Annotated in this window: 20 protein-coding genes; 11 read left to right on the top strand and 9 right to left on the bottom strand. The window is 41.9% G+C overall.

Annotation, left to right across the window (positions count from 1 at the left end; genetic code table 11):
• Positions 1 to 92 precede the first annotated feature (92 nt).
• Positions 93 to 284, top strand: coding sequence for a hypothetical protein (locus BJP34_RS38330; RefSeq protein ID WP_149030716.1), 192 nt, complete (start codon positions 93 to 95; stop codon positions 282 to 284).
• A 292-nt stretch (positions 285 to 576) separates the two neighbouring features.
• On the opposite strand, the gene BJP34_RS00465 is transcribed toward BJP34_RS38330, so the two are convergent.
• From BJP34_RS00465 to BJP34_RS00455, 3 genes are all read right to left on the bottom strand, one after another.
• Entirely contained in the window at positions 577 to 2403 is a 1827-nt protein-coding gene (locus BJP34_RS00465; RefSeq protein ID WP_070390629.1) for a lectin-like protein, read from the bottom strand.
• A gap of 389 nt (positions 2404 to 2792) precedes the next feature.
• Positions 2793 to 4019: a calcium-binding protein gene (locus tag BJP34_RS00460; RefSeq protein WP_070390628.1), complete on the bottom strand. Its 1227-nt coding sequence runs from the start codon at positions 4017 to 4019 to the stop codon at positions 2793 to 2795.
• A gap of 650 nt (positions 4020 to 4669) precedes the next feature.
• Positions 4670 to 5953, bottom strand: a complete 1284-nt coding sequence (locus BJP34_RS00455) for a calcium-binding protein (protein ID WP_070390627.1) — start codon at positions 5951 to 5953, stop codon at positions 4670 to 4672.
• A gap of 1459 nt (positions 5954 to 7412) precedes the next feature.
• Here BJP34_RS00455 and BJP34_RS00450 point away from each other — a divergent pair.
• The 7 genes from BJP34_RS00450 (at position 7413) to BJP34_RS00420 (ending at position 15870) form a co-directional block, all read left to right on the top strand.
• Complete coding sequence (locus BJP34_RS00450; RefSeq protein ID WP_070390626.1) at positions 7413 to 10625, top strand: ABC transporter transmembrane domain-containing protein; 3213 nt, start codon at positions 7413 to 7415, stop codon at positions 10623 to 10625.
• Positions 10626 to 10786: 161 nt separating this feature from the next.
• Positions 10787 to 12421: an HlyD family efflux transporter periplasmic adaptor subunit gene (locus tag BJP34_RS00445; RefSeq protein WP_070390625.1), complete on the top strand. Its 1635-nt coding sequence runs from the start codon at positions 10787 to 10789 to the stop codon at positions 12419 to 12421.
• Positions 12422 to 13087: 666 nt separating this feature from the next.
• A complete protein-coding gene (locus BJP34_RS00440) occupies positions 13088 to 13504 on the top strand; it encodes a HetP family heterocyst commitment protein (protein ID WP_070390624.1) in 417 nt (138 codons plus the stop codon).
• Between the two features lie 551 nt (positions 13505 to 14055).
• A complete protein-coding gene (locus tag BJP34_RS00435) occupies positions 14056 to 14349 on the top strand; it encodes a hypothetical protein (protein ID WP_070390622.1) in 294 nt (97 codons plus the stop codon).
• Positions 14350 to 14562: 213 nt separating this feature from the next.
• Positions 14563 to 14856, top strand: a complete 294-nt coding sequence (locus BJP34_RS00430; protein WP_070390623.1) for a hypothetical protein — start codon at positions 14563 to 14565, stop codon at positions 14854 to 14856.
• A 213-nt stretch (positions 14857 to 15069) separates the two neighbouring features.
• A complete protein-coding gene (locus BJP34_RS00425; RefSeq protein ID WP_070390622.1) occupies positions 15070 to 15363 on the top strand; it encodes a hypothetical protein in 294 nt (97 codons plus the stop codon).
• Between the two features lie 213 nt (positions 15364 to 15576).
• Positions 15577 to 15870, top strand: coding sequence for a hypothetical protein (locus BJP34_RS00420; RefSeq protein WP_070390621.1), 294 nt, complete (start codon positions 15577 to 15579; stop codon positions 15868 to 15870).
• A gap of 427 nt (positions 15871 to 16297) precedes the next feature.
• On the opposite strand, the gene BJP34_RS38325 is transcribed toward BJP34_RS00420, so the two are convergent.
• Together BJP34_RS38325 and BJP34_RS41950 are read right to left on the bottom strand one after the other, a co-directional pair.
• The gene (locus tag BJP34_RS38325; RefSeq protein ID WP_149030714.1) at positions 16298 to 16597 is read right to left on the bottom strand and encodes a hypothetical protein; all 300 of its coding nucleotides are present in this window, start codon (positions 16595 to 16597) and stop codon (positions 16298 to 16300) included.
• A gap of 421 nt (positions 16598 to 17018) precedes the next feature.
• Positions 17019 to 17393, bottom strand: coding sequence for a hypothetical protein (locus BJP34_RS41950; RefSeq protein WP_158516914.1), 375 nt, complete (start codon positions 17391 to 17393; stop codon positions 17019 to 17021).
• Between BJP34_RS41950 and BJP34_RS00410 the strand changes: the two genes are divergently transcribed.
• From BJP34_RS00410 to BJP34_RS00400, 3 genes are all read left to right on the top strand, one after another.
• Positions 17383 to 18375 (top strand): calcium-binding protein, encoded by a 993-nt coding sequence (locus BJP34_RS00410; protein ID WP_229424512.1) that lies wholly within the window; start codon positions 17383 to 17385, stop codon positions 18373 to 18375. The two genes, BJP34_RS41950 and BJP34_RS00410, sit on opposite strands and share 11 nt — an antisense overlap.
• A gap of 134 nt (positions 18376 to 18509) precedes the next feature.
• A complete protein-coding gene (locus BJP34_RS00405) occupies positions 18510 to 19292 on the top strand; it encodes a peptidylprolyl isomerase (RefSeq protein WP_070390618.1) in 783 nt (260 codons plus the stop codon).
• Between the two features lie 126 nt (positions 19293 to 19418).
• Positions 19419 to 19637: a hypothetical protein gene (locus tag BJP34_RS00400; protein WP_070390617.1), complete on the top strand. Its 219-nt coding sequence runs from the start codon at positions 19419 to 19421 to the stop codon at positions 19635 to 19637.
• A gap of 228 nt (positions 19638 to 19865) precedes the next feature.
• Here BJP34_RS00400 and BJP34_RS00395 read toward each other — a convergent pair whose 3' ends face one another.
• The 4 genes from BJP34_RS00395 to BJP34_RS00380 form a co-directional block, all read right to left on the bottom strand.
• Positions 19866 to 20705, bottom strand: a complete 840-nt coding sequence (locus BJP34_RS00395; protein WP_070390616.1) for a hypothetical protein — start codon at positions 20703 to 20705, stop codon at positions 19866 to 19868.
• A gap of 1039 nt (positions 20706 to 21744) precedes the next feature.
• Positions 21745 to 22740: an NAD-dependent epimerase/dehydratase family protein gene (locus BJP34_RS00390; RefSeq protein WP_070396419.1), complete on the bottom strand. Its 996-nt coding sequence runs from the start codon at positions 22738 to 22740 to the stop codon at positions 21745 to 21747.
• A 402-nt stretch (positions 22741 to 23142) separates the two neighbouring features.
• Positions 23143 to 24606, bottom strand: a complete 1464-nt coding sequence (locus tag BJP34_RS00385) for a zinc ribbon domain-containing protein (RefSeq protein ID WP_070396418.1) — start codon at positions 24604 to 24606, stop codon at positions 23143 to 23145.
• A gap of 32 nt (positions 24607 to 24638) precedes the next feature.
• The gene (locus BJP34_RS00380) at positions 24639 to 25232 is read right to left on the bottom strand and encodes an IS607 family transposase (RefSeq protein ID WP_070390615.1); all 594 of its coding nucleotides are present in this window, start codon (positions 25230 to 25232) and stop codon (positions 24639 to 24641) included.
• Positions 25233 to 25474 lie beyond the last annotated feature (242 nt).

Genomic DNA, 25474 nt, shown 5'->3' with positions numbered 1-25474 from the left:
AGGGAGCAGGGGTAAGTAAATTCAATTTACCTCATCACTAAAATAACTAACTAAAATAACTAACTAAAATAACTAACTAGAGTGATGTAAGCATGAGACGTTCCCAGGCAATCAGAAAATGGATAGTTTCACCAGATGGTACGGTTGTAGTCCAAGCCGAAAGTACAGCAAGTGCCTCTGGGGATAAAGTAACCATTATTCAAGAGGTTACTGTCAAAAGAGACTCTAGTGGCAGAATTTATAGCAGAAGTTCATCCTCTTGCCATGCTTCTTCTAGTAGGTAGTTGAAATAGTAGGTAGTTGACCTACTTTGCTGTTGACAGTTTACCCTTGCTTAACCGACCGTGGATTGGGCTACCACCCTCTTTACCCAAAGCCAGATCTGAGCTTTTGATGGAAAGCATTAAGCCCACCACTATCATAAATAACTATCTTCCAAAAGTATCGCCATTTTGGCTGATTTTTTTTGGGACGAGAAAAGAGGCAATCGCTTCTTTTCATTTATTTATCAGCACTGACGCACGCTCAGCACTGAGTACTGAGCACTCAGCACTGAGCTTTTTCTATAATTGGGGGTTAGGCAAAGCTAAAGTCAGAGTAGCTGAGATCTACTACACTCACATCTTTAAACAGAACAGTTCCACCATAATCAGAACGGAAAAGAGCACCATCTTGAGTATCAATAATCCCACGTTGGGATATTTCATTATTGAACCACCTGGAGGCATTAATATTATTACCCCAGCCTTGGAATTCAAATTTATCGACACCCACTTCAAAGTCTTTGATGACATCAAACTCACCGGTTAACAAACTCTCATTCCGTTTGAACACAAATTTATCTGCGCCACTGCCACCGACTAAGGTATCACTACCGCGACCACCAGTAATAATGTCATCTCCACCAATTATGGTATCTTTAGTACTGGGCTGATTGATCTCAATCACGCCTCGCAGATTATTATGCCAAGGATCGCGATCGCTTAAATCATTCCAGGCGCGATCGCCCCAACCCATGACGGCATAGTCTTCACCTTCTGGTTGACTTCCATAGATTGTAGAGTTGTTGGGTTCTCCTGGAGACCAATTGCGATAAGATGCTGACTCACCACTGACCCACTTCCAATTACCTTCTCTTGAGCTGTCAGTTAAGCCAATCCAAAACAGTTCCTTAGAACCAAATTTGTTAAACAGCCATCTTTGCTCAGCAGCATCATTAATCGTTACCAGGTTACCACCTAAACGCTTTGCCTCAGCTTGAGCTTCGTCCCAGGTGCCAGCAACAGAAGTTAGGAGATATTGATGCCCACGGTAAACACTAACATTGTTGTTTTGGTGATCAGCATCCCCAGCTATGAAATCGTTACCCGAGCCACCCTGGATGGTATCATCATCAATGCCTCCATACATTGTGTCATTACCAGTGCCCCCATACATCATGTCTTGACCAGAGCCACCATACATCATGTCCTTGCCCGAGCCACCCTTAAGAGTGTCATTACCAAAGCTGCCATGGAGTTTGTCGCTACCAGAGTTCCCATATAGCTTATCGTCACCTTGACCAGCTTCTAAAATGTCATTCCCATCAAATCCATAGAGGGAATCATTACCTAGGCTGCCATAAATTTTGTCATTGCTGTTAGTGCCACGGAGTTCATCATTCCAGATCGTGCCGTAGCGAACATCATTACCTAAGTTGTCAATTAAAGTATCTCCTAATAATTTAACAGCACTTTGATTAATTTCCACTAACGTCAGATTAGTATTGCGACTAAAGGTTTGCTGATAACTGCCTGTAACTGAACCCTTGGCGAAATCTATGCCATTGTTACCATTAATATCAAAGCTTTTTGTGGGAGAGTTCAGTGTGATATTACGACTAAAGCCAAAATCGATATCGCCGATTCGACGGGAAGAAATTAAATCACCAGAGATGGCAAACAAATCGATAATCTTGGGCTGATTCATCTGATCCGTATTCAACAGGAAAAAAAATGTCCCCGACTTAGCCTCAGAATATTCCCGATTGGAATTTTCAATTTCTTTGGCGTTCAGTTCTAAAGCTGCTGAAAAATTGAAAGAGAATTTTTGATTAGCTCTCACTGAAAAATTACCAACCACTTCAGTGCGGCTATTGGCACTGCCCTGAAAAGCTCCCTCAGTACCAACTACAGTACTTTGACTGAAAAGTTGAGAGAAAGCTGGGTCATTGATAAAGCTACTTTTAGCATCAGCAATAGCAGTAGCTATACCACCCTTGACCAAGGTCTCCACCTGGGCATTAGTCAAGGTACCAGCAGGAGCTTGACTATAGTTGGTAAACTGAGCGTTTCCTGTAGCGTTAGCAAAGTTCGGTTTGGAGTTAGAGGTTCTAGGGGTTAAGAATAGAGTGTCTGAGGTCATTAATTTACTTTTTTTTTGGACAACTATATTAGATTAAAATTATAAAGATAATAACTATATTTAAAACGCCATTTTGGCTATTAAATTTACAGTCTTTTTATCGAAATTTTCTATAATATACTGTCCATTTAGCTAATCATAATTTCTGGGAATTTACTTAATTGGTACTTGGTAATGGTGGTTTAACTACCGATTACTAATTACCGATTACGGAGACCCCATCACCTGGTAGTAAAAATATTGATATTAAAAAAGAGGCGCACGCTACGCGAACGCCTCTTTTCTTTAGACCTCTTGCCACAATACGGATTAGGGGAAGGATTTGGAGCTAAATATCGTCGTTTTTCCAATAAGTCTCTTCCGAAATGCTTCGCCCCTAGGACTCGATGTTAGGCGAAGTAGAAGTCAGAATGCTTAAGCTGGTTTAGATTCACACCTTCAAACAAGACTTCTCCACCTTTTGCGTCAGATAAGAGAGCGCCATTACTAGTATTAGTAAGGTAACCCTGATTTATCCCATTGTTGTACCAAGTTTTGGAGTCAATTCGACCAAAACCTTGGAATTGAACCTTATCTAAACCAACTTGGAAGTCTTTGATGATATCGAAGTCATTTCCAAGCAAGCTATCGATCCGATTGAACACAAATGTGTCAGCGCCATTGCCACCAACCATAGTGTCACTGCCACCGCCACCTACCAAAGTGTCGTCACCAAAACTGCCATGGAGTTTATCATCACCAAACCCTCCATTCAGCTTATCGTTGCCTTTACCCCCTTCCAGGATGTCATCGCCAGTAAGTCCGTGAATTGAATCATCGCCTAAGCTAGCATAAATTTTGTCATTACCGAAAGTGCCACGAAGCTTATCATCCCAAATACTTCCATAGCGGACATTCTTGCCCAGGCTGTTAATTAAGGTATCTCCTAACAAATTAACGCCATTGTTATTAACTTCTACGATCGTGATCTTGGTATCACGGTCAAAAGTTTGCTGATAAGTCCCTTGGGCTGAACCCTTGACGAAGTCTACGCCGTTGTTGCCATCAATATCAGTAGTTTTAAAAGGACGGTTAAGTTTGACGTTGCCACTAGAGCCAAAATCCAAGTCGCCGATTTGACGGGAAGAGATTAAATCACCAGCAATGCCAAAAAAACCTTTAACCTTAGCTTTACTGGCATTTTCAGTCTCTAACACCAGAAAACCTATGTTTGACTTGGCCTGAGAATATTCCCGATTAGAATTTTCAATTTCTTTAGCTGTTAGTCGTAAATCTGCTGAGAAATTGAAAGAGAATTGTTGATGAGCTGCAACAGAAAAACTAGCGACTACTTTAGTGTTACTTTGCGAACGACTCTTAAAAGCACCATCAAAACCAGCCGCAGTAGCTTGACTAAATAGTGTAGAGAAGGTTGGGTTATTGACAAAAGTGGCGTCAGCATTAGCAAGGGCAAAACCCACACCATTCTTGACTAAAGTCCCCGCCTGAATTTGAGTCAAAAACCCCGACGCTGCTTGACTATACTTGCTGAACTTGGCGCTTCCTGTAGCGTCAGCAAAGTTCGGTGTGGAGTTAGGAGTTTTAACAATTGGCAAAAATAAAGTATTTGATCCCATGAATATCTCCATTTTTATATTGGGTTATTCCGGGAATCATTATAAATAGCATTAATCAATGATGAGCGCCATTGTGGCGGCTGATTTTGATGACAATAAGCCGCCACAATGTTAAGCATTAAGCTATTTATCAGCAGTCAGCTAATGCTCTGGTAGTGATAATATAGCGTTTTGATTTGAGTCGTGAACACACCTCTTGCGCCAAGAGGCAAAAGCCAAGAGGCAAAAGCCAAGAGGCAAAAGAGATCCGAAGTTTTATTGGATAATAAAAAAAGACCTTCTAGGTTTATATCTCATTTAGAAATTTTATAGTAAACATTTAGCTATCAGTAATCATCTCATGATAAAATAAGCGATCAAGCGTGCGCGTAGCGCAATCGCTTGATCGCCTCTTTGGGTTTGGCTTCAATGAATTAGAGCAAAACTTAGGAAAAACTGGGAACTAAACCTTATAAGTACTAGTAGGGTGCCTTATTAACACACTTTACAAGTAATCCCAATTTTTAAAAGTAAGATTAAAGATTTAGATGGGAAGATAGGTAGATAGGGAGATGGGGAGATAAAATTTATCTCTAGCCCTATCAGCCTTAAGAATTGCTATAAATTTACGGCGTTAGTCCTGTAGAGTATTCGCCATCTGGAATTAAGTTTTAAGCATCGAAGACGAAGTCAGAGTGACTAAGCTCGTGTGCATTAATCCCTTCAAACAAGACTTTTCCACCATAATTTGAATGGAATAGCGCACCATCATGGGTATCGGTGAGCCGACCTTCAGCAATTACTCCACTGAACCAATAGGAAGAATCAATATAACCCCAGCCTGAGAATTCAATCTGATCGACACCAACCTCAAAGTCTTTGATCACATCATATTCACCGGATAACAAACTCTGATTTAGCTCAAAAACGAATTGGTCAGCGCCACTACCACCAGTCATCACATCGCTACCACTACCACCAATCAGGATATCATCATCATGACCACCGAATAACGTATCATTGTGGTAACCACCGACTAAGGTATCCTCGCCAAAACTGCCATGGAGTTTATCATAACCATTATCCCCATAGAGTTTATCGTCGCCTTTACCTCCTTCGAGGATATCATTACCACCATAGCCATAGACAGTATCATCCCCTAGGCTGCTATAGATTTTGTCCCCATAATCAGTTCCATGAAGTTTATCATTCCAAATACTTCCATAGTGGACATCATTGCCCAGGTTATAGATTAAGCTATCTCCCAACAACTGAATTGTACTGGTATTGACTTCTACTACAGTTAAATTGGTATCACGGTTAAACCAACGCTCATATTCTCCTGTCGTTGAGCCGTTGAGGTAGTCTATGCCATTGTTACCATTAATATCTGTAGTTTTATAAGGATAATCAACGGTAACATTATAACTTGCTCCAACGTTCAATTTGCCAACTTGACTAGAAGAAATTAAATTACCCTTGAAGCCAAAATAATCTAACAGTCTGGTATAACCATTGGTTGTGTCTAATACAAAAAAGTAACTGCCTGACTTTGCCGAAGCATATTCAGTATTGGAATTTTCAATTTCTTTTGAGTCAAGTTTTACAGCGGTTGAGAAATCAAAGGAGAACTTCTCATAAGCACCAACGGAAAAATTACCAACTACCTTAGCCTTACTATTAGCAAATACTTCATAAGCGCCCTCAGTACCAACTCCAGCACTTTCAGTGAAGAGTTCAGAAAAAGTTGGGTCATTGATAAAGGTGGCGTCAGCATTAGCAATGGCCTGACTTAAACCATCGTTGACAAAAGTCTGCGCTTGGGCATCAGTCAAATTCCCTGAAGAACTGTGACTGTATCCTGTAAACTGAGCGCCTCCGGTAGCATTAGCAAAGTTAGGTTTAGGGTTATAGGTTTGAGATTTAAGGGATAAGAATAGAGTATCTGATGTCATAAACGTCTAGGTTGTTCTGTTCACTTAATTAACTTAATTATCAATATTGGGAAGGGATAATGGGAAATAAGCGCGTTTGTATCTGGGTTGTCAACACACTTCTTGCAGGAATTGGCTTGCATACAAGAGGAACCCACCTCTAACCCCTACCAGGAGGGTAAGTAAGGCAAGATGGTAAAGAGATCCGGAGTTTTATTGTTCAATAAAAAAACCTTATAGGTTGACAGTTGATACAAAAAATGCTATATTATCCAACGGCTAAATTCACCAATTTATTGATAGTAAAACCATAAAAAAAATCAAAATACTAGATCTGCCAATTTGTCATTTTTTATTATTTATTTTTGTACCCTTTACGTTTCTTAATAGGTAACTATAGGATTGATGAAGTAAATGTAAACCTAGGGATTATTTTTTTTTAAAATAAAAATAACGATCAAGAAAAATAGGTAAGTTAACTGTTGATTAACTTATAGCAAGTCCGGAGGATGATCGATAATTAACAATATCCGCGTATCCCCGTTCTTTCCTCCCCTTACTTCTCCCCCTCTCCCGATCAGTTTTAATGATTAGTATTTAAGGGTCGATGATATTACGACCAAATAGGAAGTATGGTGCTCTCTAAGCTGGCATTTTTTTGAGGGGTATCACCCCTAGGGTAATTGACAAACCCTATCACACTATTACGGATCACAAAGCTTCTCTAGAAGCTGAGACATAGCTGTTCTTGTGAATTTTATTTAAATTTTATAATAAGATTTGATAAAGACTTGGTAAAGTACTTGTGAGACTATTGATAACTACTAAACTGATTATATGAATAATTAGTTTAGTAAAAATGTTATGAAAACTTGACCAATCTATCGACCTGGTTAAGTTCAATCTGACCACTTAACTTCAATGAGATTTGATTAAGATTTATTGAAGATGTCTTCAAAACCGTGATTTTATCGTAAAAATAACTTGACAGCGCCGATTTACTTCACATAGGATGATTCCGGAGATTGTCCTTGGGGTTAGTGGTAAGGAATATTATGTAAAAAAGGAAATATGTAAATTAAGAAATATGTAAAGATATTGAGTTTTCAGGGGAAAAAACTCATAATTGATTTCACAAGCTTTTCATAAAGTTAACGAAAAAATGGCGATCAGCCTCCCGGAACAAGGGTGACCATCAAATTATTACTTATTTACCTGGATTAGCTGGGATTGCTTAGGTTGCATCAAACGGCAAACACTTGTTGGATGCCACAGTACTCCTAAGTCAACTCCTAAGTCAACCCCAGGGAACACTACTGGGACTATCGCTAGGGAAAATGGGAGAAAAGATTCTATGTGACTACCCAGAGCACTGTTTGATCAATCAGGACTTGTGCCAATCAAATGGGGTCAAAGACTCAAGCTAACCATGGCGCTAGTCAAGACATGGCAAAACTCACTAACGAAGGGGTTCTAGCTAATGCATCAGAAAACGGTCGGTTTAGAAGAATCAGGGCAACCACCAGATTCCCTTGGCCAATACCCGACCCATAAATCTTCCGAGGTTATTGAACACCTAATCGCGAACTGGTTGGATAAGACACTAGTAAATACACTATTACCTGAATTTAGTCAATCCTTCCAAATTCATAACTTTGATCTAGGTGATGAAATTATACCCCATCCTAGACGGGATTTAAGCCAAGATTCTGTTCAAAATGAACCAAATAAGTATTTTTACGTGGTCTGTCGCGGGCGGGTGCGGCTGCTAAGCTTTGATGAGGAAAAACAGCGGGATGTATCCGTACAGGTTCTTGAAGAGGGGGCAAGCTTTGGGGCTGAGGAACGGTTGTGCAACCTATCTTATTCTTACCAAGCGATCGCTGCGAGTTCAGGACAGATTGCTCGGATGTCCTTAGCTGAACTCGAATCTTGGTTAGAACAGCTACCGGAGTGGCTTGAACACCTACAGCAACAAGCTCAGCACCGGCAACGCTTGATTTTCTTCAAGACCTTGACAGAATTGCGTACCCTTGACAGCATCACCCTACAGCAATTGTTGCCCTACCTGGTAGACACATGGATTTCCGCTGGGGAGTCCTTAGTTGAGTCTGGCCAAGTTGGTCGTTACTGGCTACGTAGTGGTCAGATTGAAACGGACCCAGTTCAAGAGAATTGCCGACTCACCATTGCAAGGGGCGAAAGTTGGGGCTATCCTCAGCCAGTGCCGGAAGATTGGATTGCCCAAAGCGATTTATGGGTAACCCATCTACCAAAGGAACATTGGGAAACTGCCCAACTCCTGGCACCAGTGCTGGCAAGGTTGAGTCCACAGACGGGTCAAAGCTCTGAAAATGGACACCAGAAATCAGACGCCACTAGCACCATACTTCACCAAGTCCGTACTCAGTCCGGTCACAGAGTACCGCTAATTCCATCCAACCTCCCTACCAATGGAAATGCTGAAACAGAAAGTAACTCGACCCAGGCTGAGTCTGAACTGATCCCATTTCCCGTACCGACGAAGCGGCATTTTATTCAGGGGTTGTGGCAACGCTATCCCTTAATTGAACAGCAATCGTCTTCCGATTGTGGCGCTGCTTGCTTGGCAATGATTGGACGCTACTGGGGCAAACGATTTAGTTTGAATTCCCTACGGAATCTGGCTGGGGTGGGGCGTGCTGGGTCATCCTTGAAAGGGTTAGCCAGAGCATCAGAAACCTTGGGATTTCAAGCTACTCCAGTCAGAGCGTCTTTAGCTCGCCTAGCGGATCGGAGTAACCCCTGGATTGCTCACTGGCAAGGTGATCATTATATAGTTGTCTATTGGGTCAAAGGGGAGAAGGTACTTGTTGCGGATCCAGCTGTAGGAAAGCGATCGCTTTCTCGACAACAATTTCTAGAGGGTTGGACAGGATATGCACTACTGTTGAATCCCACTCCCCAGCTAGCAGCGACTCCCAATCAAAAGATTTCTCTGAATCGCTTTTGGGGATTGCTATGGCCCCATCGCATAGTCCTGTTGCAAATTATCCTAGCTTCCCTACTGCTCCAGGTGTTTGGTCTGATTACCCCCCTGTTTACCCAAATCATTTTGGATCGGGTGGTGGTTAACAAAAGTTTTGTTACCCTCAATGTCTTTGCCATTGGTCTAGTCATCTTTGGACTTTGGAGCATGGGCTTGAGTGTCACCAGACGCTACTTGCTCGATTACTTTTCCAATCGACTCAGTCTTACCTTTGTCAGTGGCTTTATTAAATATACACTCACACTACCCCTGAAGTTTTTTGAATCCCGCCAGGTGGGAGACATCCTGACCAGAGTCCAGGAAACTGGGAAAATTCAGGCGTTCCTCACTCAGCAAGCCATTGCCACTTGGCTGGATGTGGTAATGATGTTTGTCTATGTGGGGTTGATGCTCTACTACAACTGGCACCTAACCTTGCTGGTGCTGGCAACGATTGTACCGATTGCGATTTTGACCATAGTTGCCAGTCCATTTCTACGGCAAGTGTCCAGGGAAATCTTTAAAGAAGAGGCGGCACAAAACTCCCTGTTAGTAGAAATGATATCGGGGGTAGCAACTGTCAAAGCAGCAGCCTCTGAACAAGAGGTGCGCTGGCGCTGGGAAGACCGCCTCACGGGTCAGTTGAATATGGAATTCAAAGGACAGAACTTGGCCAACGGCTTAGGGTCAGTGAGTGGCTTGATTAATAACCTCAGCGGCACGGCTTTACTATGGTTGGGAGCAAGTCTGGTAATTCAGGAACAGCTCACGATTGGTCAGTTTGTGGCATTTAATATGCTCATTGGTCGGGTGATTAGCCCGATTTTGTCTTTGGTGGGACTTTGGGATGAGTTCCAAGAAATATTGGTATCCGTGGAACGGCTCGATGATGTCTTGACCACCCAGCCAGAAGAGAATACCCAAAAACCCCTGATGCCATTGCCTGCGATCGCGGGGCATGTTCAGTTTGATAATATCAGCTTTCGCTACAGTGAGGATGATGAACAATACATCCTTCAGAACATTTCCTTCGAGGTTGCCCCTGGAAAGACCATAGCCATTGTTGGACGCAGTGGCTCGGGCAAAAGTACCTTGGTCAGGCTGCTCCAAGGACTCTATCAGCCAACTACAGGCCGTATTTTGATTGATAGCCACGACATCCGACATGTTTCTCCCCAGTCTTTGCGCTCTCAATTAGGTGTAGTACCCCAAGAATGCTTTTTGTTTTCAGGGACAATCTTAGACAACATCACTTTATACAAACCTGAGTATAGTCTCGAACAAGGGGTAGAAGTGGCCAAATTGGCTGAAGCTCATGTGTTTATTCAAAACCTGCCCCTGGGATACAACACCAAGGTTGGGGAGCGAGGGTCTAACCTGTCTGGGGGACAACGGCAACGGATTGCGATCGCCCGAGCCTTGCTGGGTAACCCCAAGATTCTGATTCTCGATGAAGCGACTAGCTCCCTAGATACGGAATCAGAGCGACGTTTTCAACAAAATTTAGCTCGCATTAGTCGCGATCGCACTACCTTCATCATTGCCCACCGTCTTTCTACGGTGCGCAATGCCGACTGTATACTCGTCCTCGACCAAGGTCTGATCGCAGAGCGCGGTACCCACTCCGAACTCATGGCTGAGAAAGGTCTGTACTACCACCTAGCCCAGCAGCAGCTAGATCTTTAACCCTGGCATTTATCAAAGTTTGTAAATGTTTTTCGTAAAAAATCGCTCTCGGGGTGATTAAGTATATCCCCCACTGTGTTCAAGATTGACTTTCGCGAACGTTCGTGTTCTCAGTTCAAATCAATACACACAACACTACCAGTGATTATCGGTGAACTATCATGAACAAACCAGAAGCATCTACCCCGTCTAGAGAGGGACTCCCTAAGGGAGAAACCCCTCACCCTAATCTAACCTCAGCTGAGATTAGATCGATCTATGGAGGGACAGCGGTATCAGCACCACTAGTCCGAGCATCACCTAATCATGTCCCAAATCCGGTCACAGCAACATCATCACTAGGAGCTACCAACACTGAAAACTGGTCAACAGCCCTACAAAATTTACTGGATCAGCCACCATCGGTACTCCCCCAGAGACTGCTTTTGGGCGGATTCGCCTTCTGTATGGTTTGTGGGGTTTGGGCAACCTTTGGGCAAATTGACGAAGTGGGTAAAGCCACAGGCAAGTTAGTGCCAAAAGGAGAAGTGTATAAAATTCACCCGATTGAATCTGGCAAGGTCGCCAAGATTGCGGTCAAAGAAGGGGAATCGGTTACCGCTGGGCAAGTCTTGGTGGAACTGGATACAAAACTTGGTGCTACGGAAGTAGAGCGTTTGGAGCAACTGATCAATGCTGACCAAATCAAATTAATTCAGATGCAAGGGCTGATTGAAAACATTCGCCAAGAAGCCCAAACCCGTCAGCAAATTGCCAAAGCGGACATTGACGGACAACAGGCAGCTATCGATCAGGCACAGACTAAAGTAACTGCCTTACGAGAACAACTGATCCAACATCAGCAGGCAAAAGTCGCCAGTCAGGACAGACTAGAACGGCTAAAACAGCTCAAGGCTACTACCCAAGCACTGCTCCAGCAACGACAGGATGATGCCTTTGCCCTTAAGGAACGCCTCGATAATCTCAAACCCCTGTTAGCATCAGGGGCAATCTCAAAAGAACAAGTATTTCAAGCAGAACATAGCCTACGAGCGAGTCAGCGGGTGATTACCCAAACCCAACTGCAAGAAGCAGCCAGTAACCAAGACCAGATTTATCAAGCCCAGCAGAGTATACGCGATCGCAATAGCTCCATCACCCTCACTCAGAGCGATCTCAACCAAACCTTAGCAGAAATCCAACGACTTCAAGCAGGTCTAACTCAGAAGCAAGCAGAAGTCCATCGGACTCAGCTGGAGACCAAGCAGAAACTTCAGCAGTTGGAGATCGAACTGACTCAACTAAATGCCAAAATTGCTGAAAACCGCAATCTGCTAACTAGTGCGAAAGCCAGGCTCAAACAAAAGTTTCTCTATGCACCGGTAGATGGAGTAGTTTCCTCCCTCAACGTTGCCAATATTGGTGAAGTCTTTCAATCCGGTCAAACCATTGCTGAAGTAGCGCCCCAAGATGCGCCCCTGGTGTTATCAGCCAGTTTACCTAATCAGGAGGCAGGCTTTATCAAACAAGGAATGCCGGTGCAAATCAAGCTTGATGCCTATCCCTATCAGGAATACGGCATCATCAAAGGGAAAGTCACTTCCCTTTCTGCTGATGCCAAAACTGATCAACAACTTGGTTCAGTTTATGAGGTAGAAGTTTCCCTAAACCGTGACTACGTTAAAGAGGACGATCAAATGATCCGATTCAAAGCTGGTCAGACAGCCAAAGCTGACATCATTATCCGCCGCCGTCGGATTGTGGATTTCTTGTTAGATCCGATCCGACAGCTGCAAAAAGGTGGTGTCAATCTATAGCAGGACTAACGCAATTTAGCCATCGACATACTGCCTATAGCGTAATGGGAGTGGTACTAAATCCAGGTCGATTAACCCTGGTGGCACAACCAGTCAGGGAAGAGGAGTACAAGGGAGGAAAAGGGATTGACTGACAAGTCGTGGGCAATGCCGAGTGAGGGAAATTTATGGTCAGAGGTAGATTGAGCTCGGTCATGGAAAAGCTGCTTGAATTCCCTGTGGATACAGGATTTCACAGTCTTTTCACAAAATCTGATCAAAATATTCACGAAATCTGATCAAAATTTTCATAAAGCTCTGTTCAAAATAGTCTTTACTGAGAGTATTTGAAGTGTTTGAGATTTGTCAGTCAACTAGAAGGGGGGAATAATCTGGTGTTCTCCAAAATGGGGATGATTGATGGAAATTTAGAAGAAGATAATCCTGAGCTATCAATCGTTATTGATTGGTAAAAAAGAACAGGTTGTGAGATTCTTCGAGATCAAGCGATCAGCCAAACACACCATCTGCGGAGGTTTTACCACTCAAATCAGATTCTTAGATCAGTACTCTAACTCTTCGGTTAATTGACCAACCAGAATCACTGACTATTTAAACTAGAGGTAGAGTTCAAGCGTAAATCCTGTAAATCCAATTCGTTGACCTTCAGATCACAGAGAAATAATCATGAGTTACTCCATGCTTCGTCGTTCTAATCGCCCACTGGGCAAAACCCTAGATCCTGAAAAGATTAGTTTGATTGAAGAAGCAATTCGCGATCGCAAGTATTCCTGGGCTTGTGTTTTGATGCTGCGTTATTTGGGTCTTAACCCCATAGAATACATACCGTCACGAACCTACTGCCGATTGCGACGGGATAACGAGAAAATGGACTCACTCAATCAAGCTACAACCGACACTTTAAAGCAGGATAGGCAAGATGCTCACAAGTGCTTAAGGAACATTAAAGATCTCGATTATGCAGAGCCCCTTGACAGGAGAAGCCAACTAGTTCAAGGGGGCTCTCAAGAACAGTGGTTTAACAACAAATTGCAAAAATTCTACTCAAATTGCAAAAATTCTACTCAACTACTAGGAATGTAAGGTTTTTCTAGTCACTGGTAACCTCACCATTGAGGTGAGGGACTGATAGCTCAATGCTGACAGTCCCCCAATCCCTGAATTTATTTTGTTTTTCTTAATTTTTTGATACGGCATAAATTGCCTTAATACTCCCAAGTTAGTTTTCCATAACTTGGGCATTTTTCATAACAATTTGTAACGTTAAACTATCCCTAAAACTTTACCGCCAAATTGGCGTGACAAGTGAGACAAATTAAAGTAAGAGCGGTAGGATTAAAGTAACAACAACCAAGGGGTTGTTAGTTACCTACCTAACTGAATCAATTGTCGATCTAAAGTTTCCGCCAAATTGGCGTGACAAGTGAGACAAATTAAAGTAAGAGCGGTAGGATTAAAGTAACAACGACAAAAACAAAGTTGTTGTTAGCTACCTACCTAACTGAATTAACAACTTTCCGCCAAATTGGCGTGACAAGTGAAACAAATTAAAGTAAGAGCGGTAGGATTAAAGTAACAACAATAAAAACCAAGTTGTTGAGCAACAAAAAAACTAACTAAAGAGCAGACCAACCATGATTATTTCTGACCTAAATCACATCGAAGTTGTTAACGAAGAAACCAACATCGTTGGTGCCGGATTCAGGGGAAGTGTATACTTCAAAGATCGCAAGTTCATTAATATCAATAAAAGAGTAAATATCAAAGAGCGCTTTGAGTCTATTGTGAAGGTTAAGGGCAACGCCGCTACTGCTGAAGCTACTGCTGATGCCAAAGGTAAGGATAGTTTGGCTGAAACCATTACTGACGCTCAAGCCAATTCCCACGGCTCTTCTGCAATTTCTCTTTCTGTGGCTTTTGTCAACTAATCTTAGTAGGGACTAAATCTTAGTAGGGACTAAATCGTATTTCCTACTAAGATTGCTGGGAGTAAGAATTTTTTTTGCCACCTACCAAACTTAATCAAGTTTCCGCCAAATTGGCGTGACAAGTGAAACAAATTGACTTAAGAACGGTAGAATAAAAGTAACAACAACCAAGTTGTTAAGTTAATACAAAACTAACCAAAGAGCAGACCAACCATGATTATTTCTGACCTAAATCACATCGAAGTTGTTAACGAAGAAACCAACATCGTTGGTGCCGGATTCAGGGGAAGTGTATACTTCAAAGATCGCAAGTTCATTAATATCAATAAAAGAGTAAATATCAAAGAGCGCTTTGAGTCTATTGTGAAGGTTAAAGGCAACGCGGCTACTGCTGAAGCTACCGCTGATGCCAAAGGTAAGGATAGTCTGGCTGAAACTATTACTGACGCTCAAGCTAATTCCTACGGCTCTTCCGCAATTTCTCTTTCTGTAGCTTTTGTGGACTAATCTTAGTAGGGACTAAATCTTAGTAGGGACTAAATCGTATTTCCTACTAAGATTGCTGGGAGTAAGAATTTTTTTTGCCACCTACCAAACTTAATCAAGTTTCCGCCAAATTGGCGTGACAAGTGAAACAAATTGACTTAAGAACGGTAGAATAAAAGTAACAACAACCAAGTTGTTAAGTTAATACAAAACTAACCAAAGAGCAGACCAACCATGATTATTTCTGACCTAAATCACATCGAAGTTGTTAACGAAGAAACCAACATCGTTGGTGCCGGATTCAGGGGAAGTGTATACTTCAAAGATCGCAAGTTCATTAATATCAATAAAAGAGTAAATATCAAAGAGCGCTTTGAGTCTATTGTGAAGGTTAAGGGCAACGCCGCTACTGCTGAAGCTACTGCTGATGCCAAAGGTAAGGATAGTTTGGCTGAAACCATTACTGACGCTCAAGCCAATTCCCACGGCTCTTCTGCAATTTCTCTTTCTGTGGCTTTTGTCAACTAATCTTAGTAGGGACTAAATCTTAGTAGGGACTAAATCGTATTTCCTACTAAGATTGCTGGGAGTAAGAATTTTTTTTGCCACCTACCAAACTTAATCAAGTTTCCGCCAAATTGGCGTGACAAGTGAAACAAATTGACTTAAGAACGGTAGAATAAAAGTAACAACAACCAAGTTGTTAAGTTAATACAAAACTAACCAAAGAGCAGACCAACCATGATTATTTCTGACCTAAATCACATCGAAGTTGTTAACGAAGAAACCAACATCGTTGGTGCCGGATTCAGGGGAAGTGTATACTTCAAAGATCGCAAGTTCATTAATATCAATAAAAGAGTAAATATCAAAGAGCGCTTTGAGTCTATTGTGAAGGTTAAAGGCAACGCGGCTACTGCTGAAGCTACCGCTGATGCCAAAGGTAAGGATAGTCTGGCTGAAACTATTACTGACGCTCAAGCTAATTCCTACGGCTCTTCCGCAATTTCTCTTTCTGTAGCTTTTGTGAACTAATCTTAGTAGGGACTAATCGTAGTACCTGATCAGATTGCTGGGGGTAAGCATTTATATCTAGGATAAATTAATCTCTAGATTTAGTGACCAATGCTTCCCCCTTAGTTAAGGCCAATAGAAAGACGAAATTTGGGAACAATTCCAATTAACTGGGTGGATACAAGGAAAAGGTAACGGAGAACCTGGAACACAAAGGAAGGGTTTTTGTAGCGTTAGTTGACTTAAAATTATCAGTTAACAAAAACTAGTCATACCCAGGTAGTTTAAAATTTAGTTTTAAATTAGATATTTTGGGATAGGAACACCATTTTTAGTGAAAAAGGAATGTGAGGCTTATCCATCTTTATCATCAATCTAACAGGCAAAGCTATACAGGTAGAGGTTGATTAATGATTATTAATAACCTAGATTTTTCTCGGGAACATGTTCAGGCAAACTGGATTATAGGCGGTCGAATTGCTCGGGCAAATACCAGAACACTTGCTAGAGCTGACGTGGCATTATCCGACGCTGATGCATTCGCTTTTGGCAATCGAGCCTCAGCAGTGACTGATACTGATTCAAGAGTAATAAATAGCAGGTTTTCTAAGAAGAGCATCGCCAGGGCGAGTGCTGATGCTGAGTCTAGGACTAGGAAAGGGGTTTTCCGAGCTAAGTCTGACAGTATATCTTTGTTTTTCGGTAGATATAGATAATACCGATTTTGGTAAATCCGGCTATAAATCAATAAGAGTTTTCGGTAATTTTCGGTAATAGGTAAGGGAGACTAGGGGATGGGCAATGGTAACTAAAGTTTTTTTCGCCTACTACCTAGCCCCTAGCTTGATAATGAGGAGGGAATCCAATTAGGAATGAAAGGGAAAAGATGTTCATTCCTTTTTTATGTTGAGCCTAAACTCCCTAAACTCATTGGCATAGTTTTGGAATAGAGGATTATAGAGGAATTTTTGTTGATAGTTAACAGTTGATGCTTGGTAGAGATAAGGCGTGTCGGTACGGCAGTAGAACAGTTAACACTCAACACTCAACACTCAACACTTAACACTCCACAAACCAGGTTCAACAGGTGCAGCTTAAGGGTAACACACGGCTTATAGCCGATTCAGAACCATGTTTGATTTAAACAAAACTTTCATCAGAACAAGAAGCTATACATTTCCTCGTTTGAGCCGAATTGCAGAGAGGCTGAAAGAAAGGTTCACAAAGCCCATCACACAGAGCATCACAGACAGCATCCCAGACAGCATCCCAGACAGCATCCCAGACAGCATCCCAGACAGCATCCCAGACAGCATCCCAGAGAACCGTAGTCTAATTACTAGTTCAACTGCGACTACAAACAATTCTTCCAAAACCATCAGAAACAATAGCCTCACTATCAATGGTAACGATCGTAGTAGGATAGTAACTAACGACTCACAAACAAATAGCAGTTCATGGACTAATCGCTGGAGTTCAAGCAGTAGCGATCGCTTAATCAGTGGTGTGAGGGCAGGTGTAGGCTCCAACGTGATGAGAATCACTACTATTAATGGCAATAGCACAGTGCGGGGTACTCAAGGCAATGATGAACTAACTGGGGGAGATGGGGATGATGTCCTGATTGGTGGCTTTGGTACGGATACAGTCACAGGGGGTAACGGTAGCGATACATTTGTGCTGGGATTGGAAACAACTAGTCCTATCACTGACCCCTCTCTAGCTGATGTAATCACTGATTTCAATGCTGCTGAGGGTGACAAGATTAGTGTAACTGGGGGACTATCTGGGGAGGACATCCTACTAGAGGTATTTGATAGCAATGGTGATAGCACAGCTGATGGGACTTTAGTAAAGCTAGCATCCTCTCCTGACAACGGTATCCTAGCACTAGTCCAAGGAACAGTTAATGCTCAGGGTGAGACTACTCTAACCAGTGCTGATTTCATCACGACCTACGACAACACTATCATTGGTACTGAAGGGGATGACGAACTAGTCGGTGACAACAGCAACGACCAAATTCAGGGACTGCAAGGCAATGATCAGATTTCCGGAGAAGCAGGGGATGACCTCCTGAAAGGAAACCAAGGTAACGATAGTATTAATGGCAAGGATGGCAATGATATTTTACTGGGTGGAGCAGGGAATGATAGCTTAGATGGTGGTGATGGGGAAGACTTCCTGGTTGGTGGCATAGGGCTAGATAGCCTCACAGGCTGGAATGGTGGTGATACATTTGTTCTAACCCAAGAAACTAACCCGATCACTGATCCAGGATTAGCTGATCAAATCACTGACTTCAATAAATTTGAAGGAGATAAGATTGGTCTGACAGTCGAAGTCTTAGTAGACGATATTGTCTTAGACGTATTTGATAGCACTGGTAATGGCATTGCTGATGCCACTTTGGTTAAATTCAATAACGATATTCTAGCTGTAGTCAAAGGAACCGTAGATGGACAGGGTGCAACCACCCTAACTAATGATGATTTCATCACAGTATCTGATGCAATTTTAGGATAAGATTGATAAGTAGTAAGAATCACCTTGATAAGTAGTCGGAATCAGCCTATCCCTTACATCTGTTCACTCATCCGTTGTCCCATATATTGCCCCATTACTCTATCAGCTAAAATCTGAGCTAGGAAAACCTAACCATGACTATTCTTTCTAGAGCATCCCTTGAACCACAGGAAATTACTGAGTTTCTGAAACGAGAAATCCAGCTCAAAGACGTCTCTGAGAAAATTTTGTATCAAAAAGTCATTAATCGATCTGCTGCGGAAAGAAACTTAACCGTCACCGCCGAAGAAATTCAGGAAGAGGCAGATAAATTCCGTCACGAAAATCGCTTGGAGAAAGCTTCAGACACTCTAGCTTGGCTAGCGGATAATATGATTACTTCTGATGACTGGGAAGCCGGAATTCGTCAGCAATTGCTAGCTAAAAAGTTATCCAAGTGTCTATTTGATAAAGACGTAGAAAAGTTTTTTGGTCAAAACCGACTAGATTTTGACCAAATCTTGCTCTATCAAATTATTGTAGCTAACGAGAAACTTGCCCAAGAACTATTCTATCAAATTGAAGAAAAAGAAATTAGCTTTTATCAAGCAGCTCATATCTACGACATTGATGAGGAACGCCGACAGAAGTGCGGTTTTGAAGGAAAGCTTTACCGTTGGAATTTACGTACAGATATAGCAGCGATTGTCTTTGGTGTACCTATTGGACAAGTGGTCAATCCCGTCAAAACTCCTCAGGGTTATCATATCTTGATGGTAGAAAGGTTTATCCCTGCTGAATTAACACCAGAAAGGTACGACGAGATATTGGATAGACTGTTTCAGGATTGGCTCAATCGTGAACTCAACTATATGCTTCATAGTGACACTATGGTTGATAATGTTGAGAGTCAAACTGCCGAGGCGTTGGGTCAGTAGTGGCATGATTGAGGGTAATGGGTAATGGGTAAGTAAGCTAATCCGCTACTTGAGGTGCTATCAGCTGAATGCTTACCCTTTAAAGTAGGTAAATCTCAATCAACAAAGCCATGGAGGCATTAAATTATGATTCGCTCCCGGATAATCAGAAAATGGATAGTTTCACCAGATGGAAATATAGTAGTCCAAGCCGAAAGTAGGACATTTGCATCTGGTGAGCAAGCAAACACCAGTCAAGAGGTTACTGTGACCAGAGAGTCGGGCAGGAGTTATAGTAGAAGTTCCAGCTCTAGCTTTGCATCTTCTACGGTCAAAGATAAGGAAGCAAAATCAGGAAAAAAATAAGGGAGCAAAATGCTCCCACTAGCGGTATTTTTGCTACCTAATGACTAATTCTATCAAATCCGGTTGACTAATTATCATATTCCTGATATAATATGGTAACTAATGATTGGTAAATTAGTAATTGGTAGTTGACGATTTACCATTACCGATTACTAATTTATAATTAGCAACAATCCAGGAAATAGTTGATATGTGATTAACCGAAATTGATTATACTTAATAGTATGATTAATCCCTTAATAATTTTGATTTATCAGTAAAATTTTGGGTTTTTAATCGGTATCCAATGCTCAGTAAACCTAAGAAAAGTAAGCCTAGCAAGTTTGACGATTCAGGAGCTTTAACGGTTGCCTTATTCGTTTTAGCTTCAACTAAGGTCAAATAAGTTGCTGTCTCGAAAGTGCGCTCATAATAACCCTGAACATCAGCCAGAGCAAATTCCTCTGTTCCTCCAAACAACTTAGTAAAGTCGTTATCAGCAAACACATTTTCACTGTGAGCAGACTCAAGGAAATCATCATCTCCTAGAGTTTCTAAATTACCAGAGAGAGCGAAGAAGTCGATGGGAGTACTTAAGTCATCGCTGTGATATAACTCTAAAGCTACGGTGCCAGAAGCACTTGCACTTTCGGCAGGTGGATTGTCGATTAATGTGATTAGATCCAGAAAACCATTGAAATCGAAAGAAAAGGTTTCCCCTGCATCGACAAAGAAGTTGTAACCGATAAGTCCAGCAAAACTTTCCGCTACACCACGGTAGTTGCTTCCTTCACCCTCAGCGGTACTCAAAGATTTATTACGAGCTCGTTTTAGTGGATCGAGTGAATCAGGGTTAAAAGTTGACTGCGCGTTCGCCTCAGCAATCACATCACCCCCAGTTGAAATCACAAAAGTGTCGGCTTCAGCCAGGGTAACGACTTCTAGAGGATCAGTACTAAAGTTTCTCAAGTCGAAGGATCCTTTAGACAAAGCGAAAGTAGCAGCCAAACTTGGTGCAGCAGCGAGAACGGAACTGGTTACTGTAGCGAAGAGTGCTAATTTTTTAGCAATGGTTTTGTTCATTTTCATAATTTTCAGCGAAGTTTTTTTGAATTGCCTAAATTTGCGGTTAAATTTGGGAAATTAAAGGCACAATAATTGTTCTGATACTAGTGTTGTCATTGTTGTAGTCAACAGTGTTCACAGATATTTATGGGTGCCAACACAAAATCCGGAAAATGATTATAAAGAATGGTAAAAACTTTCCTTTATATCATTTTTTATCCGGAAAAAATCCCTATTTATAGGTAAGCATTAAGTTCAGACCATTGCTGATAGCTGGCAATGCTAGGATGCGGTTAGGGCGTTAGCAGACGACTTAATACTTACATTTATAGATTAAGAATAAGCCAAAAATTCGCTATTAATTATAAAGTCAGCGTAATTATACGTATAGATTACTTAAAGACTTTGTGAACTTAATTTCCGGCACGTAAAGAATTTATAAAAAGCTTTCGCTGGATCATTAAACTGTGCTGGAAAGGATTGAAAGATGAACTGTCGGCTATAATCCTTATTTAGATTGGTTTTAGCCAATTCAGTTATGCAATTTATTAACCTGATTTTTATCCAACTTGGAGGGAATAATCACGGAGTTAGTTCTCAGTAATTGAGTTCTGATTAATTGAAACTATGCTCATGATTGTCTATATATAGTTGTGGAGCATAGTGACCTTAAACCTAAAGCTGGTGTAAAGTTAGAGCTGGTAAAGTTAAAGCTGGTCAGTATTTTGGGGTGCTTGTATTACCCCCAGACCAATTCCCGATTATCTATTACCTGATATATCTATTACCTGATAAGGGATATAAGAAGATATAATAATTAGTCATATAAAAATGATAATCATATTAGATTAAGATAAATTTGTGGGTTATAGTAAGCTCGGTTAATCACATCGTTGACTCTAAAACTATCAATGAATTAAGCCAGTGGAATTGAACCGAGTTATGGAGTATTTGATAGTGTTATGTTAGAAGTAAGCATAATTTAGATTCCAGCAATTAAAAAATTAAAGACAACTTAACTAGGAGTCCTGTTTCTAGTTTAAAGTGTAACGATTTGAAAAATCTAATCTCTGCTAATGCCACTAACTTTCAGAACGTCAGTAAGTGTAGGACAGTAAGTCGGTAAACCAAAGGTGGTTGGATTAACGGGGTTGTGATAAATAAAATGTCGGTAATTCAAGGAAAACCGACTCCAAGGATCCATCTGAATCCGGAACAGCACAATAAAGATATTGGCAAGCCAGATAAACAATGGTAGGCGAAAATAAATTTGTTTACCAAGATACTTACAAACTTCTTCTACGGCTTGGTTGACACTCAACGGCTGACAACCTAAAACCAATCTACCACTAGACATCCACTCTGCTTCTGCACTCAATGGTTGAGAGGGATGATGATCAATCAGGTATCGCACGACCTGAGCAATATCTTGGGCGTGGATGAAGTGGAAACTGCCATCAGCTCTAAACCAACGAATCAAGTTAATCCATTTGACAATATCTGGGAGTCCCGATGACAGATGGGAGTAGGGTTTAGTTTCGTCTCCCCCTAGTACCAAGGTAGGAAAGAGGGTAGTAATCTTAGGAGCGGACGCTAATTGGGATAAGCGCTTCAGACAAGTGTATTTGGAATAGATATATTCTGTTCCAAGTTCACCAGCTTCTTTGAGTAATTGGTTATTCCTATCCAATACGCTAGCAGTAGAGAAATAAATTACTTGCTCACAAACAGTAGGGTCAAGCAAGTTGATTAACTCGATAGTTTTGACAACGTTAATATCAAATGTTTCCTGTTGCCCTCCCCAAGCGGTTGCTGCCAGAATTGCCGCATCCATGGTCTTGAGCAAGTCACCAAAGTCTTCAATCTGGCGCAGGTCACCTTTTAGAATGGTAATGCCAGCACGCCCCTTGTCGCCAAACTTCAAGTCGTCAAACTTTAATTTGTCAGGGTTTCTGACTAACAAATACAACTCATGGTCAGTGTCGAGACTTAAGGCTTCAGTGATGTAGTGACCAATGCAGCCACTAGCACCAGTGATAAAAATCCGCTTAGAGGTCATGGGATTTTGGATTTTAGATTTAATTATGTACTCCCGATCCTGACCTAACACAAACAAACAACTAGGTCAACTACTTCTAGGGGTACAAGAAGGTTTTGATCGAGTCAAGAACACTTCCTTTATTGTTGTGGTGATGCATCTTGAAGGATTCTATCCTTAGTCGTGATACTCTTAAACCGTCATTAATTGGGATAAACCCGCACAAAACGGTCAAGGTGCAAACTATTGTTGTCCGAGTGAGGAGTGGTAATGCGGCAATTGGAGTTAGCCTGCCGGAGACGAAACCTTAGAATAAGGCAGCCTTAATCATAAAGTTTTAACCCTTTTACCCATAGCCGACAAACCATAAAGGCTGCCTTATTCTTACGGTAACTTCTAACCACCCATCTGTCTGGACGTTCCTCAAATCACGTTGAGGAGTTGCTTAAAAGCCTGAGACCTGCTATGTTTGCTGTCGAGAATACCAATCGCGACAGCATCAAGTAGATCCAGTCCCAACCCTTCTAGGCAACGCGCGGTACGACGCAATAACACTGCGTGAACTTCTACTCTGCTCATATGCCGAGTAATTTCGAAGTCGGTACCACGAGCAAGGATGTTCAATGCAGCATTATGGTCAGCCTGCAACACGACCCCATCATATCCGGTAAAATTGTCCCCAGTTCTGTGCCCCAATAGGGTGCCATTCCTAGAGTCAATTTGCGACGTGTAGCTAGGCTGGACTTCTATCACAACCGAACCAGTCCAATTAGCCCATTTCTGCAAGGAGTCTCTCATTTTTCCTTTCATCCAACTAGTTAGTCGGCGAGACATCACTTTCGACTGGCGCTTATTTCGTATTGGTTGTGTTAAATCTTCTGCAAAAACTTTTAGAGCTTCTCCATTGAAAAGAGACTTAGAAGCTGCTCCTATTATCGCCGTCAGTTCAGCTTGGTTCTGTCTGTAACGGCGGCGTTCTGTCTTTCTGGTTAGATTATTCTCTAGTATCCTAGCAGACTTAGCTGGATCTATTGTTTCTAGTTTTCTGTGTAGTGCCCACAGCTTCCCTCTATTGCGGTTCTTGGCACAAATGCGATCTGATTTCTTAGTGGCGGATCTTCCTAGTCCTTTGCCGTGAGCCTGACCATCTGAATCATAGAAAGCCTCTGTGTAACCCTTATCTACCCCAATGCTCCGGCGTTCAGAAGGAATTTCAACGGTGCCATGATCTACCAGAAAGTGAACTTCAAACCTTTGCAAATCTTGGTTGTAGATCACTCGGATCTGACCTTTTATCTTCCGGTTAGACCTAACAACGACCTTATTCCTTTTTCCTCTAGTGAGTCCAGCTAATTCTAACTGGTAAGTATTACGGGACAGTCTTTTGCACTTGTACCCAGGTTGCTGGTAGACTATTTGATTTCTGACCCAGGAATGTCCACGCTGATACTCTTTCCTTATCCATCGGTGAAGTAGGGGGTTGTCCAGAAAAGACAAAGTCTTAAGCTGCGTGGCATATTCCTTCCGTCTAGCTTGATTCTCTTTTCCGGGGAACTTCCGGTAAACCTTTTTGACTACCGCATCAATGCAGGCGGCTTGTTGTGCAGCGATCGCTTTCGCCACATCACAAACTGTCCAGTCCATCAATTTAGAAGGTAACCCCAACGATTCAGGGCTTCTGAAGGTTCTGACCTCTCTAAATGACTTCTTCGAGTCAATACCCCAATGGTTGATACTTCCTAATTTGTTGTAGGACTCAGATCTGACGACACCTAACTTTTTCATAGTAGACAGTAGCTCAGTCTCAACCGACTTAGTCATCCCCGTTACGGGGACGTGTGAAGTCGATATTTTCTTTGTCACTCCTACTTTTTTGGGTCTGGGCATCGCCATATCTTAGTTGTTATGAGTCTAGTATATTACACTTTGTTTGGCTTGTCCATTTTTATGACGGTAGACTTAATGTCTTTCTCGTAGCGACGAAGAAAGTAAAGCTTGGAGCTAAAACAGTGCATTATAGACATAAAATCATCCATAAGTTCCTGCTGAGGGGACTTGTAAGTGTTGTTCAATACCACTATCTGGCACTTGTGGAGAGAACAAAACCACTCCACAAAGTCGAAGCCAAATCGGCAAAGCCTGTCTTTGTGAGCGATTACGATGGTCTTGATCTCTGACTCTGCGACTTTTTCCATTAAGTTAATGAATTTTTGGCGCTTGAAATTCAGCCCAGATCCATACTCTGAATAGCACCGACAATTTGGGTAGTTCCGACCTAGATACTCAATCTGAGAGGCTAGATCCTCTGACTGAGACCTAGTAGAGACTCTGGCGTAGAGAACCACGGAACGAGAATCCACCCCATCTATCAGTTGCTCTATCGAACTTGCCAAATAACGACGATGCCCTCCAGGTGATCTAATGCATTCAATCCTTCCGGCTTCTGCCCACCTAGCTAAAGTCCTGGGGTGATATCCAAATTTTTCCTGAGCTTCAATTGGAGTGAGGTACATTGGTGTCCATTAAATACCGTTTAGTACTAAATTATATCGCTTTAAGGCTATCTAATCAATTGTCTAATCAAGTATCTGCACTCTCAAGATAGTTGTATAAGGTTGTTAATCTCATCCCCTTCAAGGGGATGAGACTGAAGCGAGGATTCCATTTAGTGGAGGGGCTACGTGGACAAGTAAACGTCTGCACCTTGAAAGCCCGGTCCAACTCTGACCGAAGGATACCCTAGGGGGGACTAGCG

It is taken from the genome of Moorena producens PAL-8-15-08-1 (assembly GCF_001767235.1).
Taxonomy (GTDB): Bacteria; Cyanobacteriota; Cyanobacteriia; order Cyanobacteriales; family Coleofasciculaceae; genus Moorena; species Moorena producens_A.
The sequence above is the reverse complement of the archived record's forward strand: the minus strand, read 5'-3'. Positions and strand labels throughout refer to the sequence as shown.